Genomic DNA, 16289 nt, shown 5'->3' with positions numbered 1-16289 from the left:
CGCTTGCATTCGTATTTTTTCAACTGGACACCCCCATGAACAAACTGCACCACCGAATCACCGTCTTGGCCATGCTCGCGGTGGCCGTACTTTCCTCGGCAAGCGCGCAGGCGCACGGCATCTGGTTCGCCCAGCGCTCCGGCGAACTCGCATTGATCTACGGCGAAGGCGCCGACGATCTGGACATGGTCAAGCGGCAGCCGCTGATCACCGCGGTCACCGCCTACGATGCATCCGGGAACCCGGTGCCCACGGCCCTGGAGGTGAGCGGGCGCCTGCTGCTTGTGGACACGAAGGAGAAACCCGCCATCGTCGCGGCCGTGCTCGACAACGGCACCTGGAGCAAGACGCCGGAAGGCAAATGGCTCAAGAAGGGCAAGGACGAAGTTCCCGGCGCGCTCACCAGCGGCCACAACTTCAAATACGCGGTGCACCTGCGCGGTCCGCTCCGCGGTGCCTTGCCGCCGCTGCCCGGGCACACGCTGCAGATCGTCCCGGTCGATGCCACGCTGCCCGAAAAGCTCGGGCAAGACCTGCGCTTGCGCGTGCTCCACCACGGAAAGCCCGTTGCGGGCGCCCTGGTGCTGAACGATTTCGTCAATGACCCCGACGCCATGCCTCAGGAAAGCGGTGCCGACGGAACCGTGGTCATCAAGGTACGCAACCAGGGACTGAACGTGGTCACCGCGCTGCTGGCTACACCGCCTGAAGATCCCCTCAAGACCGACAAGGTGGAGCACCTGGCATCGCTTTCCTTCGTGCTCGCACACGCGCCGGAATAGGCGCGCGTCGTCAAAATCAGAAAGCCACTGTCGCCTGCGCCCACAGCCGTGCGCCGCGGCGGCCATCGCTGGCCCGGCCCTCGGTGGCCCAGGCCGAGGTGAGCGAGAACGCCAGCTTGTCGGTCGCCCAGCCCACGCCCAGACCGGCGCCTGCCAGCTGCACGCGGTTGCCCGTGCTGGCGGTTCGGTTCCATGCGCGATGGTTGAGCTGCACGCCGCCCGTGTCGTAGAAAGCTTGCAGTTGCCAGCCCGGTGCGGGCTGCCAGCGCAGCGCCGCGCTGGCCAGCCAGCCCGCGTCGCCGAGGGCCTCGCCTTGCGCATAGGCCCGCACCCCGTTATTGCCACCCAGGCTGAATTTCTCCGCCGAAGCGAGGTTCCGGTCGGCCAGCTGGCCGCTCAGGTTGAGTGCCAGCGACCAGTTGGGGCGCAAGGCCTGCACGCGTTGCAGCTGGTAGTTCAGCTTGCTGAAGTGCCCGACGCTTCGGGTGCTGGCCGCGTCTTGCGCCAGGCTGTCATTGTCCAGCCGCAGTTGGCCGGTGGTCAGGTTCAGGGCCAGGCTGTTGCCGGCACCGCCACCCAGCGCATCCTGCCAGTCGCCGTTCAGCCCCAGCACGACATTGCGCAGTTGGTGCACCGACGTGGTGGCCGTGCTGCCCACGTTGTCGCGCAGATTCTTGGCGTCCACCTGCAGCTGGGCGTACCAGTTGCTCTCCAGGCTGCGCAGCAAAGGGTGGCGAACATACAGGCTCACGGTCTCGGCCTTGCCGTCGGCGTCCAGTGCCGCAAAGTCCTTGCCCAGGCGGTAGTCCAGGTGCGACACGGCCACACCCACGCGCGTGCCGTCCGAGCCCAGCGGCAACTGGTAGCCCAGGCGTGCGTAGTGCATGCTGGTGTTGCTGACCTGCAGCCGCAAGCTCACCTGGTCGCCCCGGTCCAGCGGATTGTTCCAGTACAGGCTGGTGCCGACGCGGTACTGCCCGGTGTAGGTGCTGCCGAAGTTGTCGAGATCGGCAATGCCCTGGAAGGCCTGGGTCTTGTTCACCTCCACCAGCAGGTCCGAGGCTCCCACGGTCGTGCCCGGGCGCAGGGTGGATTGCACGCGGGTGCCTGGCAGATCCGACAGCGTGAGCAGGGTGCGGTCCAGGCTTTGGGCTTGCACCGGGGCGTTCAGGGGCAGGGCCTGCAAAGGCGCCAGAGCGGAGTCTTTGAGTCCAGCGCTATTGGTGACTGTGACCTTGCCCAGATTGCCCTCCAGCACCGCGATGTCGAGCACGCCGTCCTTGACCGCCTGGGCTGGCAGGTAGGCGCGCGCGACAAGGTAGCCGGCTTCGCGATAGTGCCGCGTCACGCGATCGGTCAATCGCGTCAACTCGGCAAAGGTCAGCTCGTTGCCAACCGCGTCGCTCAACAAGCTTTGCAGTGCGGCATTGCTGAAAGCGGTGTTGCCGCTGAAGCGGATGGCCGAGAGCCGGACCCGCGCGCCGCCCTCGGGCACGCTGCGCGCCGTCGGGCCGTCGATGTTCAGCGCCGGCGTGCTGCCACTCGGTGCCACCAAGGGCGCGCGGGGCTCCTGCAGGATCTGCCCGGCGTCCGGCGTGGCGGCAGAAGCCGTCGCGGCGCTCAGCGCCAGGGAAGCGCCCAGCAGGGTCAGCGGGATTCGAGGCGTGACATGCATGAAAGCTTGTTCTCGTTAAGGGTGAAGAAGTCGGTCGCGGGTTCGTCCAGGCGCAGCCCGCACTGTTCGATGCGCAGCCGCTCGGGCGGATTGACCGGCGGCTTCGGCAAGTCGGCCTGGCTGACCACTGCGCGCTGCTGCGCATCGCGTAGCGACGGGTCGGCGTTCGACGGTGCCGGGCTCAACGGTGCCAAGCTCGACGGTGCAGGGCTTGGCGGTGCGGGGCTTGGTGCGGGGCTCGACGGAGCGGGGTTGGCCGCCGCCGCGCTGATCACCAACGCACCGTCGACATAGCTCAGCGCGTAGTTGCCCGCGCTCAGCCCGCCGGCCGCGATGCTGTAGCTGCCGGCCGCGGTGGCGCCCTGAGCGCTGCCGCCATAGACCAGGCTGCCACCGAGCACGCTGCTGGTCTCGCCATTGACGAAGCCGCTGTAGCTGACGCCGTTGCCGCCGCTGTAGGCACTGCCGTCGGCAACGCGGCTATCGTTGTTGGCGGTGACCGTCAACGCGGCGGCGGTGATACTGGCCGTGGTGGTGGCGCTGCTGCTGGCCAGCACGTAGTTGCCCGCATCGCTGCCGCTGATGGCGAAGGTCTCGGTGACGGTCTTGCCGGTGCCGGCGTTCTTGTCGCTGAAGCTGCCGCTCTGGCTCAGCGCCACGATGTCGCCGCCGACCAGGCCGCTCAAACTGCCGCCGCTGACGGTGGCGCTGGTCGTGCCGTCATAGGTCTTGTCGGCCGCAGTCGCGCCGCTGACGGTCAGCGTGGCGGCGGTGATGTTTGCCGTGGTGGTGCCGCTGCTGCTGGCCAGCACGTAGTTGCCGGCATCGCTGCCGCTGATGGCGAAGGTCTCGGTGACGGTCTTTCCGGTGCCGGCGTTCTTGTCGCTGAAGCTGCCGCTCTGGCTCAGCGCCACGGTGTCGCCGCCAACCAGGCCGCTCAAACTTCCGCCGCTGACGGTGGCGCTGGTCGTGCCGTCATAGGTCTTGTCGGCCGCAGTCGCGCCGCTGACGGTCAGCGTGGCGGCGGTGATGCTGGCCGTACCCGCTGAAATCAGGTCGTAGCCCTGCTGGCTCGAATACAGGCCGCCGACGGTGATGGCGTAACTGCCCACATTCTTGCTGCTGGTGTCGTAGCTCGCGGTCCCCATGATGAGGCCGGTGTTGGCACCTGGATCGCTGAGGGTGTAGCTGTCGCTGAAGCTGGTCGTGCCGTCGTAGGTCTTGCTGACGTCGCCGGCCGTGACGGTCAGCGCGGTCAGGAAGCTGCGCAGCAAGGGCATGGTGTTGCCCTCGTAGATTCGCCACACCGCGCTGGTGCCGCCGGTGGTAGCGATATTCCAGCCGGCGGCGCTATAGGTGCTGGCGCTGGTGGCTTCGCTGCTGCTCAGGCCCCGTGTCAACGCATCGACCGACCCCGCTTGGCTGCCCACGCCAATGTTGCTCGCACCGAGCCAGAACGATGCCGTGATGCTGCCGGCGTTGTGGCCCACCAGGCGACCCACATCGCTGGCGCCGCTGATGACGCCGGTGGCGTAGGTGTTGAGGATGCTTCCGGCATTCCAGCCCATCAGGCCACCCGCATAGCCATTTGCCGCGCTGACGGCTCCTGTGGCGTAGGCATTGATGATGCTGCCGGCGCCGCTCCGGCCCACCAGCCCACCGGCATAGTTATTGGATGCGCTGACGTCGCCCGTGGCGTAGACATTGCCGATGCTGCTGCCGAAGTTGAAGCCCACCAGGCCGCCCACATCGTTCGTGCCCGCGGCGGTGCCGATGGCGTAAGAACTGCTGATGCTGCCGCTGTTGCGGCCTACCAGACCGCCCACCGCGGTGGCTCCGCTGACGGTCCCCGTGGCATGGGCATCTCCGATGCTGCCGTCGTTGAGGCCCACTAGGCCACCGATATTGTTGCCGGAGCCAGTGACGTTACCCACGGCGTAGGCATCGCTGATGCTGCCGAGGGAGTTGTAGCCCACCAGGCCGCCCACGACGCCAGCCGCGTTGGAACTGCTGACAGCGCCCGTGGCGTATGCATTGCTGATGCTGCCAAGGTCGAGAAGCCCCGTCAGTCCACCGACATTGTTGCCCGCGCTGGTGACGGCACCGGTGGCGTATGAATTGCTGATGCTGCCGCGGTTGTAGCCCACCAGGCCACCGACATCGTTGCCGGTGCCATTGACGGTGCCGGTGGCGTAGGCATTGCTGATGCTGCCGGCGCTGCCGGCGCTGTGGCCCACCAAGCCGCCAACATCGTTCCCGGCGCCATTGACGGCACCCGTGGCGTAGGCATCGCTGATGCTGCCGGCGTAGCCGAATCCCAGCAGGCCACCAACGCTGTCACCCGCGCCATTGACGGCGCCCGTGGCAAAGGCATTGCTGATGCTGCCGCCGAAGCCGAAGCCCACCAGGCCGCCCACACTGTTGGCCCCGCTGACGGTTCCCGTGGCGTAGGCATTGCTGATGTCGCCTTCGTTGTGGCCCACCAGACTGCCCACCTCGTCGGCGCCGATGACGCTGCCGCCCAGCAAGCCGACGCCTTGGATCACGCTGCTGCTGCTGGTCTGGCCGAACAGCCCGACCTTCGACGTCGTGCCGCGGTTGATCACCAGGTCGGTGATGGTGTGGCTTCGGCCGTCCAGGCTGCCACTGAACGCCACCGTGCCATTGCCCACCGGCGAGAAGCCGGCCGTGGTCCACATGCCGCTGGGGTTGGCGCCGGCGGTTTCGCTGGCGTCGACATTGGCGGCCAGGCTGTAGCTGGCGGAGAGGTTGTAGGCCATCAGCTGCAGCTGGTGGGCGTTGCGGATGCTGGTGGAGTACTCGCTGTACAGGAAGGGGCGGGTCGCGCCTTCGACCATCACCCACAGCGGGTTGCCGCTGCCGTCCTTGGCCACCCAGACGCCGGAGCCCGAAACCGTTTCGGTCCAGGTGCCCAGGTTGGCGTAGCTGCCGTGGCTGTAGGCGGTGCCGCTGGTGATGGCGCTGACGTTGGTGACCGTGCCGCTGTTCGTGCCCACCCCGGCGCCTTGGCCCGTGGTGGTGCTGTCCCAGTAGGCGTTGTTGATGCTGCCGTTGTTGTAGCCGACCAGCCCGCCGACGAATCCGCCGGTTGCCAGGACATTGCCGGTGGCATAGGCGCCGCTGATCGCGCCGCCGTCGTTCAAGCCCACCAGCCCGCCGACGTAGTTGCCGGCAGCCGCGGAAACACTGCCGGTGGCATAGGCGTTGCTGATGCTGCCGCTGCCCGCGTTCACGCCCACCAGCCCGCCGACCCAGCTGCTGGTTCCCGAAACGCTGCCGGCGGCATAGGCGTCGCTGATCGTGCCGTAATTCACGCTCACCAGCCCGCCGACGAAGTCGCCAGTCCCCGAAACGCTGCCGGCGGCATAGGCGTTGCGGATGCTGCCGCCGACGCCGTTGTAGCCTGCCAGGCCGCCGACGTAGTCGTCTCCTGAAACGCTGCCGGTGGCATAGGCGTTGCTGATCCTGCCGCTGCTGCCGTTGAAGCCCACCAGTGAACCGACGCGGTCGCCGCCCGACACACTGCCGCCGACCAGGCCCAGATCACGGAGGGTGCCGAAGTTTTGCGCGATCAGGCCCACACTGTTGGCGCTGCCGGCGCTGATGGTCAGGTTCGAGATCGTGTGGCCCAGGCCGGCAAAGCGGCCGCCGAAGACGAAGCTGTTCGAGCCCACCAGCGCGCTGGTGTAGGTGGTGCCGCCGGCATCCAGGTCCTGCGCCAGCGCGTAGTTGCCGCTCAGGCCGGTGTTGTCGATGGCGTCGATCTCAGCCATGCTGTGCAGCAGCGTGTAGGCCGTGCCGTTGATGCCCAGCGTGGCGCTGGCACCGCTCAGGGTGATGGGCGCCTTCACGTTGTAGTCGGTGCCGCTGGTGACCGTTCCCGTGCTGGCGTAGTTGCCGTGGTTCAGCACCAGCCCGGCGCTGGTGCCCGTGGCGGTGATCGCCGCATTGATGTTGATGTCGTTGTACGCATTCAGCGTCAGCGTGGTGTTGGCCCCCCAGCTCACCGCGGCGTTGACGTTGATGTCGCCGTTGTCGGTGCCCGTGCTGTTGTCGGTGGCCAGCGTGACGTTGGTCGTTGCCAGGTTGGCCGACAGCGTGTCGGCGCCGATGCCGCTCGTGGTGCCGGCCGCGCTGCCGGCGCTGACGGTGAAGTCGGTCGGGTCGACCAGCCAGGTGCCGGTCTTGCCCGTCTCCGACAGCGTGCTGACCTTCGCCCCGCCGGCCACCTGCACATGCGCGCCGCTGGTCTCCACGAAGCCGCCGTCGTGGGCGCCGCTGGCCGATGCATCCAGCGTGCCCGCCACCTTGACCGTGCCGCCGTTGAGGCCGCCCAGCAACAGGATGGTGCCGCCCGCAGCGTCGATGCCCTTGGCTTCGATGACGCCCTCGTTGTTGACCACGGTGTTCAGCAGCGCGTCCTTGGCGCTGGCCGTGAGGATGACCGTGCCGTTGTCGGCGCGGATCAGTCCCTTGTTCTCGGCCAGCGCGTTCAGGGTGCCTTCGTCGACCTGCACCGACAGCAGCCGGCTGCCGCTGAAGTCCAGCGTGACCTTGTCGCCCGCGGCCAGTGCCGCCGTGCCGTTGGCGGTGGTGATGGTGCCGCTGTTGCTGGCCTGCTTGCCCAAGAGGGCCACATAGCCGCCGGTCAGGCTGCCCTGGTTGACCACCGCGCCCTGGCTTCCATTCGCGCTGAAGCTGCGCTTGCCAGCCAGGAAGTCGGCATCGCTCAGGCTCAGCGTGGAGGCCACCAGACCGCCGACGTTGACGCTGGCCGTGCTGCCGAACAGCACGCCGTTGGGGTTGAGGATCCACACCTGGCCGTTGGCGCTCAGGCTGCCGTTGATGACCGAGGACTCCGGGCCAATGACCCGGTTCAGCGCAATGGCGCTGGCGCCGGGCTGCACGAAGTTGACGCGCTCGCCTGCGGCAATGCCGAAGCTGGCCCAGTTGATGGCGAGGTTCTGGCTGCCCTGCGTGATGGTGGTGGTGGCACCGCTCTGGCTGATGCTGCCGCTGCCCGCGCTCACGCTGCCGCCGCTGGGGCCAGCCCACGCGCCGCCAGCAAGCAGCGCCACGCAGAGTGCCACGACGGCAGCGCCGCGACCTGACGACTTGCCGCGTCCTTTGGCGGTCTCGGGGACTGGCACAAGGCGTGCGGCGGCATCGCTCCAGACGAGGCGGTAGGCGTGGTTCATGGAGAAATAGCCCCCTGTTTTGCGCAAAAAAAACGCATAGTGCCCAGCGCGCGGCGGCCGGCATATAGTCAATATTGACTGTGGAAACTTTTTGCAACTGATGTTTTAATTTGCGCGATGGCACCGTTGCAATTGCTGCTCATAGACGACCACGCACTTTTCCGCTCGGGTCTGCGTCTGGTTTTGCTCCAGGGCATGGCCGACGTCGAGGTACTGGAGGCAGCGTCCCTGGAGCAAGCCGTTCGCACGACGGACGAGCCCCCCGCACTGGTGCTGCTCGACATCCAGCTGCAGGGTGTCAACGGCCTGGAAGGGCTGGGGCTGCTTCGGCAACGCTGGCCGCAGGTGCCGGTGGTGATGCTCTCCTCCATCGCCACGCCAGACACCATCGCCCAGGCTCTGGCACGCGGCGCGGCGGCTTTCGTTTCCAAGGGCGATACCCCGGACCAGATCATTGCGGTGATTCGCCACACCCTGGCGCATCTGCAGCAACTGCCCCTCGCCAGCAGCGTCCCGATAAAGCCCGGCGTGCCGCGGCTGACCCCCCGCCAATGCGAGGTGCTGGACCTGCTGTGCCAGGGCCTGCCCAACAAACTCATTGCCCGGCGCCTGCAGGTGTCGGAATTCACCGTGCGCGGACACGTGCAAGCGGTGCTGGGCCTGCTGGGGGTCAACAGCCGCTCGCAGGCCACGTTTGCGGCACGCCAAAACGGGCTGATTGGTTAACAGGACTTACGCAGCGGGGCGCTGCGTAGGCAAATCCTCAACGTGAAACAACTCAGGCCCCGGTAGTTTCCGACGGCTGTCTCAATGAACTCGCCTCCCGCTCCTGCGCCTCTGTCTTCCAAGGCCGAATCCCAGATCCAGTTGCACCAGTTCATCACGCTGCAAAGCAACGTGCCTTTCATCGTCCTTGGCAGCCTGCTGGTGGCCACTGCACTGCTGTGGGTGATGCACGAGGTTCTTCCTTTGGTCGTGCTGCTGGTGTGGAGCGGGTTGCTGGCTGCACACGCGTTGGTGCGCCTGGCATGCTGGTGGTGGCTGCGGCACCAGACCGTGACGGAAACGGAGGTGAGCCGCCGGATTCATCTGCACACGGCCTTGTCGCTCGCGTCGGGGTTGCTGTGGGCTGGCGGTGCTCTGTGCTTGCTCCAATATGGCGAAGTGGAACACCGCTTGCTGGTCACCCTCATGCTGGCCGGCATGGTCTCGAGTTCCCTGATTTCGCAGACGATCCACCTGCCGACCTTCCATGGCTTTTTCCTGCCCTGCGCGGTGAGTGCCGTCGCGGGCAATCTGTTGCTTGGGGGTCGCTTGTACCAAGCCGTCGGCCTGACGATTTTTGCCTATTCGCTGCTGGCGGTGCGCTTTGCCCGGACGCTCAACGACAAGTTGACCGAATCGTTGCGAGCTCGCTTCCAGATTGCCGACTTGGCCGAACGCCTGCATGTCCAGAAAGAAGCGGCCGAGCAGGCAAACCTGGCCAAGTCTCGTTTCCTGGCCGCCGCCAGCCACGACTTGCGCCAACCCATCCACGCCCAAGGCCTGTTTCTGGACGTGCTGTCGCGTACCCCGCTGTCGATGTATCAAAGCGAGGTGCTGGTCAGCACCCGGTCGGCTTGGCGCGCCTCCAGCGACATGCTCAACACCCTGCTGGACTTTTCGCGCATCGAAGCCGGCGTGGTGCAGCCACAGATACAACCCTTTCTCCTGCAAGACCTGCTGTACCAGATCGAGAACGACTTCGCTCCGCTGGCCGATGCCAAGGGGCTGGTCTACCGCTCTCGGGAAACTCAACTGGCCGTGCAATCCGATGCCATCCTGGTCGGCATGGTGGTGCGCAACCTGGTCTCCAACGCCATCCGCTATACCCAGCGCGGCGGCCTGCTGGTGACCTGCCGAAAACGTGGGCACACCGTGAGCATCGAGGTGTGGGACACCGGTATCGGCATCGCACCAGCCGACCAGCAAGCCATCTTTCGCGAGTTTCACCAACTGGGCAACCCCGAACGCGACCGGCACAAAGGCCTGGGGCTCGGCCTGGCTATTGCCGACGGATTGGCGAAGTCATTGGGCCATGGGCTGACGCTGTCGTCCAAGCCTGAGCAGGGCAGCGTGTTCCGGCTGGAGCTACCCCTGTCGGTAGCACCGGTGCCACCCCCACTGCAAAAGGGGCCGCAGTTGCAACCCATGCGGGTACTGGTGATCGACGACGATGCCACTGTGCGCAGCGCCATGGTGCACCTGCTGCAAAGTTGGGGCTGCTCCTGCGACGACGCCGAATCTCTGGAGGAAGCCCTGCCGCTGGCCCTGCAAAATCCCCCTGCCTGCATCATCAGCGACTATCGACTGCGTGGGCCGCGCACCGGGGCTCACGCCATCACTGAATTGCGTCAGCAACTGCTTCGGCAGGGAGGCCGCCATACACCCGCCCTCATCATCACCGGAGACACTGCCCCGGAGCGCCTTCGCGAAGCCCTGGCCAGCGGTATTCCACTGCTGCACAAGCCGATCTCACCCGAGCAGCTGTACCGGGCGCTGGTGGAGTTGCAGACCGATGAACGATCACGTTGAACCGGGCTTTCAATCCGAATCCCGCCGTATGCGATGGCTCTTGCCCGACATCGGTCTCGCTCCGTAGCTGCGGAGCGTCAATGAACCTTTGCACCTAGAACCTCGGGGCCATCCCTTCAATTGCACCGCTGGCACCATCCGACCTTCGCGAAGCGCGCCGTTGAACCTTCGCAAATTTCGATTTCGCGCCGTTGGGTCCGCGCGTGTATGCCCCTCGTGATCGACGATCGACCTTAGCTTGCGACAGGCTGCTTTGGGCCCCAAAGCCGCCATCCAGATTCCTCTAAAGCAACCGTTCGCTCCAACCTCGCAAAAGCTCCGCGTCAATGCGAAGCATTTCCAAGCCGCCGCGGGTGCTCACGCCACCAAGAACCGGCGGGTCCCTCGTCGTAGCCCCTCACATGCTCACCGTCTTGCTGCCCGAGGTAAGGCGAGGGAACTGGTCGGAAACGTGAAATGGGTCTAGCTGTCGCATGTGCAAGCACACATGACGAAGAGCATTTTCTTCCGCATTCCAAGAAACATATTGTTACCTAACAGGTGTTAGGTAGGGTTGATCTTTTTACTCGCGCGCCATAGCATCCACCTACCTGCTGTTAGACAGGTATCTTTTTAACCACTAGGACTTCCAATGTTTGCCAACAAACTCTCGCTCTTCACATCGCCCTCCGCGTTCCCCAATCCGCAGCGTCTGCGCCTGTTCATGCACGAAAAAGGCATTGCCACCCATTTCAACGAGACCGTCTATGACATGACGCCGGTTGGAGAACAACGAGGCTGGCGCCACCTGAAGATGAACCCTTGGGGCGAGACGCCGACGCTGCTGCTGGCAGACGGCACTTCCATCTCTGAAGCGGCCGCAATCGTTCGATATCTAGACCAAGCCTATCCCGGCCGCAAGATCATGGGCAACGATGCACGGGAGCAGGGCCTGGACAACATGTGGGACAACCGGATCTGGGTGCACATCCTGTACCGCATCGTGACGGCCTTCCACGTACTGCACACCGGCCTCGGCTTCAAGCTGGAACTGACCAAGAACGAAGCGTGGGGTGAGCACTGCCGCAAGGAAGCGCTGGCGCATGCCGCGTTGGTCAATCAACATCTGTCCGATGGCCGCGAGTGGCTGCTGGGCGGTGAGGAGCCGACGTTCGCAGACATGACGCTGTGCACTGCGATCGCTTTTTCCAAGTTTCCCGTCAACGCGACCCCGCTGGATGAACGCTTCGAGTTCCTGGATGCGTACTGGAAGCGTTGGCAAGCCCGTCCCAGCTTCAAGGCGGCCTATGCCGATCGGCAAAGCGGCATCCCGGAGGTGGACATTGCCCCTCAGTAAGCGCCCATTTTGACGCGCCGGGCCGGTGCCGGGTCGACCACCATTGGTCGATCCGTGGGTAGTCCCAGGCCCAGGCGACCCACCTAACAAAAGTTAGACTTCTATTCACAGGGGTAGCGCTGAGCTATCGGTTTTCGAAGAACAAGACATGAATGCCATGAACACCAACGCCAGGGAATCAATCTTGTTAGCCGCGAAGGAGATCGCCCAGTCTCGTGGTTACGGGGGTCTGAATCTCCGCGAGATCGCGCAGCAAGTCGGGATCAAGGCGGGAAGTATTTATTACTACTTCCCTGGCAAAGCCGACCTCGCTGCGGCCGTGGCCAAAAAATACGTCGAAGACGGCGCCTCTGCCTTGGCGAAAATTTCCGAGGAGTGCCCCGTCCCGATCGACGCCCTGCGGCGGTTCCCAGAGATTTTTCGTCGTTCGCTCGAAGCGGAAAACCGCCTGTGCCTTGGCAGCTTTATGGGCGCGGAAACAGATGATTTGCCAGAGGAAGTTAAAGCGCAGATCACGCAGTTCGCGGAAGTCAACATCGCTTGGATCGCCAAGCTGGTAGTGAACTCGAATTTGTGCGAGCCTGATGCCGCCGACGCTCGTGCGCGGGCGATTTTCGCTGCGGTCATGGGCGCTCAGCTACTCGCTAGAAGTCGTTCAGACCTTCAGCTGTTCGACAGTTTGATGGAAGCCTACCGCGCGTCCGGCCTGCTGCCAGTCTGATCCAGGCCGCTGCACGGCCACGCCCGTGCGCTCAACATTCGCGACGTTCCTGAGCACTCCATCGTCGAGGTGCTGATGGGCTACGTGGCAGCGGCCGAGCGCGACAGGCATAGCGTACCCTTGTTCATCCTCCTTGAATCGAATCTGAGGGCGCTCCTGAGGCACCGCTTCTGGCCGGTTCCGGCTGTTGGTCGCATTCTGCACGTGCCGTGCCTGGCCGCAGCGCCGATCGGGCGACCCTTCGCACCGGCCGACGAAAGCTCAATGGCGCGTTGACGAAAGAACAGTGTCGTTCCGCATCTGGCCGGCCCCCCGGCCTTGAAAGTCTGCCGATTGCCCTTATGATTAGCACTCGCTGTAGATGAGTGCTAACAAGCCCTCGCCCAGTCGATGGGCCGCCGGCCTCAGGTCCGGCGCCCGACCACAACCCCGTTTCTTATCCAGGAGATGCAATGAAACTTCGTCCTTTGGCCGATCGCGTGATCGTCAAGCGTATTGACAGCGAAACCAAGACTGCCTCCGGCATCGTCATCCCCGACGCAGCCGCCGAAAAGCCCGATCAGGGTGAAGTCCTGGCCGTGGGCCCGGGCAAGCGCACCGACAAGGGCGACCTGACCGCACTGACCGTCAAGGTCGGCGATCGCGTCCTGTTCGGCAAGTACAGCGGCCAGACCGTCAAGGTCGACGGTGACGAATTGCTCGTCATGAAGGAAGACGACCTGTTCGCGGTCGTCGAGAAGTAATCCATCCATCCCCATTCGGAGTAATAAAACATGGCAGCAAAAGACGTAGTCTTCGGCGGTGAAGCCCGCGCGCGCATGGTCGAGGGTGTCAACATCCTGGCCAACGCAGTCAAAGTGACCCTGGGCCCCAAGGGCCGCAACGTGGTGCTCGAGCGTTCGTTCGGCGCCCCCACCGTCACCAAGGACGGTGTGTCGGTCGCAAAGGAAATCGAACTCAAGGACAAGCTCCAGAACATGGGCGCCCAGCTCGTGAAGGAAGTAGCTTCCAAGACTTCGGACAACGCCGGTGACGGCACCACCACCGCGACCGTGCTGGCACAAGCCATCGTTCGCGAAGGTTTCAAGCTGGTCGCGGCCGGCATGAACCCGATGGACCTGAAGCGCGGCATCGACAAGGCCGTGACGGCCCTGGTCGCCGAGCTGAAGAAGGCTTCCAAGCCCACCACCACGTCGAAGGAAATCGCTCAAGTCGGCTCGATCTCGGCCAACAGCGACGAAACCATCGGCAAGCTCATCGCTGACGCGATGGACAAGGTCGGCAAGGAAGGCGTGATCACTGTCGAAGACGGCAAGTCGCTGGACAGCGAACTCGACGTCGTCGAAGGCATGCAGTTCGACCGCGGCTACCTGTCGCCCTACTTCATCAACAACCCCGAAAAGCAATCGGCGTTGCTCGACAACCCCTTCGTGCTGCTGTTCGACAAGAAGATCAGCAACATCCGCGACCTGCTCCCCACGCTGGAACAAGTCGCCAAGGCTGGCCGTCCCCTGCTGATCATTGCCGAAGAAGTTGAAGGCGAAGCCCTGGCTACCTTGGTCGTGAACACGATCCGCGGCATCCTGAAGGTCGTGGCTGTCAAGGCTCCTGGCTTCGGCGACCGCCGCAAGGCCATGCTCGAAGACATCGCCATCCTGACGGGCGGCAAGGTCATCGCTGAAGAAGTGGGCCTGACGCTCGAAAAGGTGACGCTGGCCGACCTCGGCCAAGCCAAGCGCATCGAAGTGGGCAAGGAAAACACCATCATCATCGACGGTTCGGGCGCTGCGGCCGACATCGAAGCCCGCGTGAAGCAAGTGCGCGTGCAGATCGAAGAAGCCACGAGCGACTACGACCGTGAAAAGCTGCAAGAGCGCGTGGCCAAGCTGGCCGGCGGCGTTGCAGTGATCAAGGTCGGCGCTGCCACCGAAGTCGAAATGAAGGAAAAGAAGGCTCGCGTCGAAGACGCCCTGCACGCCACCCGCGCTGCAGTGGAAGAAGGCGTTGTGGCTGGCGGCGGCGTGGCTCTGCTGCGTGCCAAGCAAGCCGTGGGCGACTCGATCAAGGGCGAAAACGCCGACCAGGACGCCGGCATCAAGCTGGTGCTCAAGGCCATCGAAGCCCCCCTGCGCGAAATCGTGAACAACGCCGGCGGCGAAGCCTCGGTGGTCGTGAACGCTGTGCTCGCAGGCAAGGGCAACTACGGCTTCAACGCTGCCAACGACACGTACGGCGACATGCTCGAGCTGGGCATCCTGGACCCGACGAAGGTCACCCGCACCGCGCTGCAGAACGCAGCATCGGTCTCTTCGCTGCTGCTGACGACCGAAGCCATGGTCGCAGACGCACCGAAGGACGAAGCCGGTGCCGGCGGCGGCATGCCCGACATGGGTGGCATGGGCGGCATGGGCGGCATGGGCATGTGATGCCCGGCTGAGCACTGCTCACCAACAAGAAGGGCCGCGAAAGCGGCCCTTTTTTATTGCCCGTCGTATTACTGGAATTGGCTTTGCAGCGCGACGTACAGCTCCTGGAATCGCGCATGCCGCGAGCTGTGCAAATCCGCATCAACCGCCGACGGCACGAGCTGCTGCCTCACTGGCGGCAGCGTGCACACCTCGGCGACGGTGCCGCCATCGGCCAGCCAGGCAAGGCGCGCCGCGCCAAGCGCGCCGCCCGTCTCGCTGCCCGCGTACAGAGTGAGCGGCACCTGGAAGATGTCGGCCAGCAACTGACCCCACCACACGCTGCGTGCACCGCCACCGACCAGCGCGACTTCGCGCAGCGGCGTGTCGGCAGGCAGGCGCAGGGTGTCGAAGCCGTCGCGCAGCCCGAAGCTCACGCCTTCGACCACGGCATAGGCGATCTCCGCCGGTCCATGCGCATGCGTCAATCCGAACAGCACGCCCTGCGCATTCGGGTTGTTGTGCGGCGAGCGCTCGCCCGACAGGTACGGCAGGAACCACGGACAACGTTCGCGTCGTGCCAGCTCGACCGACGCGGCCGCTTCGAGCAGCGCGGCCTCGTCGACAAACCTGAATGTCCTGGCGGCCCAGCTCACCGCGCTTGCAGCCGAGAGCATCACCGACATCTGGTGCCAACGCTTCGGCAGCGCGTGACAGAACGCATGCATGGCCTGCGCCGGGTTCGGCAGAAAGCGGTCGGTCGAGACGAACACCACGCCTGAAGTGCCAAGCGAGACGAAGCCCTGCCCCGGCTCCACCAGCCCCATGCCGACGGCGCTCGCGGCGTTGTCGCCCGCGCCACCGGCAATGCGCACTGGAGAGCCGCTGCCGACGCCCCAGCGCGCCGCAAGGTCGGGCTTGAGCAGCGCCGACACCTCGCTGCCCTCGACCAGCCGCGGCATGTGGTCGCGCGTGAGCCCCGTGGCCGTAAGCAGCTCGTCGGACCAGTCGCGCGCACCGACGTCGAGCCACAGCGTGCCCGCGGCGTCGGACATCTCGCTGACGGCCTCGCCGCTGAGCATGAAGCGCAGCCAGTCTTTTGGAAGCAGCACGCGCGCCGTGCGATTGAAGATTTCAGGCTCGTGCTCGCGCACCCACAGCAGCTTGGGCGCGGTGAACCCCGGCATGGCCAGGTTGCCCGCGATCTCGCCCAGGCGCGGCACGGCGCGCATGAGCGCATCGCACTGCGCGCCGCTGCGCCCGTCGTTCCAGAGGATGGCGGGTCGCAGTACGTCGCCCGCCGCATCGAGCAGCGTGGCGCCGTGCATCTGGCCCGAGAGGCCGATGGCACGAACGGCAGAGAGCGCGTCCGCGTGCGCCTGCCGCAGCTCGGCCATGACCTTTTCGAGCGCCTGCCACCACTGGCTCGGCGATTGCTCCGACCAGAGCGGTTGCGGCCGATCGACCGTGAGCGGTGCGCGTGCCACGCCGACGATGCGGTGATCGCTCGCGAGCAGCAGTGCCTTGAGCTCGGACGTGCCGAGGTCCAGTCCCAGATACAAGATGGTGCTCCCTGA

At 65.1% G+C, this 16289-nt stretch carries 10 protein-coding genes; 7 read left to right on the top strand and 3 right to left on the bottom strand.

Annotated elements, in window-relative coordinates; translation table 11 throughout:
- The first annotated feature begins 35 nt into the window (after window positions 1-35).
- Window positions 36-782 carry a DUF4198 domain-containing protein gene (locus BLR24_RS19450; protein WP_093019857.1) on the top strand — a complete coding sequence of 249 codons (747 nt, stop codon included), beginning with the start codon at window positions 36-38 and terminating at the stop codon, window positions 780-782.
- Between the two features lie 16 nt (window positions 783-798).
- Here BLR24_RS19450 and BLR24_RS19445 read toward each other — a convergent pair whose 3' ends face one another.
- Both BLR24_RS19445 and BLR24_RS19440 read right to left on the bottom strand, forming a co-directional pair.
- The gene (locus tag BLR24_RS19445; RefSeq protein ID WP_093019855.1) at window positions 799-2457 is read right to left on the bottom strand and encodes a ShlB/FhaC/HecB family hemolysin secretion/activation protein; all 1659 of its coding nucleotides are present in this window, start codon (window positions 2455-2457) and stop codon (window positions 799-801) included.
- Window positions 2430-7676, bottom strand: a complete 5247-nt coding sequence (locus BLR24_RS19440) for a GLUG motif-containing protein (protein ID WP_093019853.1) — start codon at window positions 7674-7676, stop codon at window positions 2430-2432. The genes BLR24_RS19445 and BLR24_RS19440 overlap by 28 nt, the downstream gene beginning before the upstream one ends.
- 117 nt (window positions 7677-7793) lie before the next feature.
- On the opposite strand from BLR24_RS19440, the gene BLR24_RS19435 reads away from it, so the two are divergent.
- The 6 genes from BLR24_RS19435 (at window position 7794) to groL (ending at window position 14733) form a co-directional block, all read left to right on the top strand.
- Window positions 7794-8402 carry a response regulator gene (locus BLR24_RS19435; protein ID WP_093019851.1) on the top strand — a complete coding sequence of 203 codons (609 nt, stop codon included), beginning with the start codon at window positions 7794-7796 and terminating at the stop codon, window positions 8400-8402.
- Window positions 8403-8543: 141 nt separating this feature from the next.
- Window positions 8544-10250 carry an ATP-binding response regulator gene (locus BLR24_RS19430; RefSeq protein ID WP_254787455.1) on the top strand — a complete coding sequence of 569 codons (1707 nt, stop codon included), beginning with the start codon at window positions 8544-8546 and terminating at the stop codon, window positions 10248-10250.
- A 631-nt stretch (window positions 10251-10881) separates the two neighbouring features.
- Window positions 10882-11586, top strand: a complete 705-nt coding sequence (locus BLR24_RS19425) for a glutathione S-transferase family protein (RefSeq protein ID WP_093019847.1) — start codon at window positions 10882-10884, stop codon at window positions 11584-11586.
- 157 nt (window positions 11587-11743) lie between these two features.
- On the top strand, window positions 11744-12307 hold the full coding sequence (locus BLR24_RS19420; protein ID WP_093020182.1) for a TetR/AcrR family transcriptional regulator: 564 nt from the start codon (window positions 11744-11746) through the stop codon (window positions 12305-12307).
- A 452-nt stretch (window positions 12308-12759) separates the two neighbouring features.
- The gene (locus BLR24_RS19415; RefSeq protein ID WP_021005834.1) at window positions 12760-13050 is read left to right on the top strand and encodes a co-chaperone GroES; all 291 of its coding nucleotides are present in this window, start codon (window positions 12760-12762) and stop codon (window positions 13048-13050) included.
- Between the two features lie 30 nt (window positions 13051-13080).
- Entirely contained in the window at window positions 13081-14733 is a 1653-nt protein-coding gene (gene groL / locus BLR24_RS19410) for a chaperonin GroEL (RefSeq protein ID WP_055802291.1), read from the top strand.
- A 68-nt stretch (window positions 14734-14801) separates the two neighbouring features.
- On the opposite strand, the gene xylB is transcribed toward groL, so the two are convergent.
- Window positions 14802-16274: a xylulokinase gene (gene xylB / locus BLR24_RS19405; RefSeq protein WP_093019845.1), complete on the bottom strand. Its 1473-nt coding sequence runs from the start codon at window positions 16272-16274 to the stop codon at window positions 14802-14804.
- Between the last annotated feature and the right edge of the window lie 15 nt (window positions 16275-16289).

It is taken from the genome of Variovorax sp. OV700, assembly GCF_900099805.1.
GTDB lineage: Bacteria > Pseudomonadota > Gammaproteobacteria > Burkholderiales > Burkholderiaceae_C > Variovorax.
This window is presented reverse-complemented; position numbering and strand designations above follow the sequence as displayed.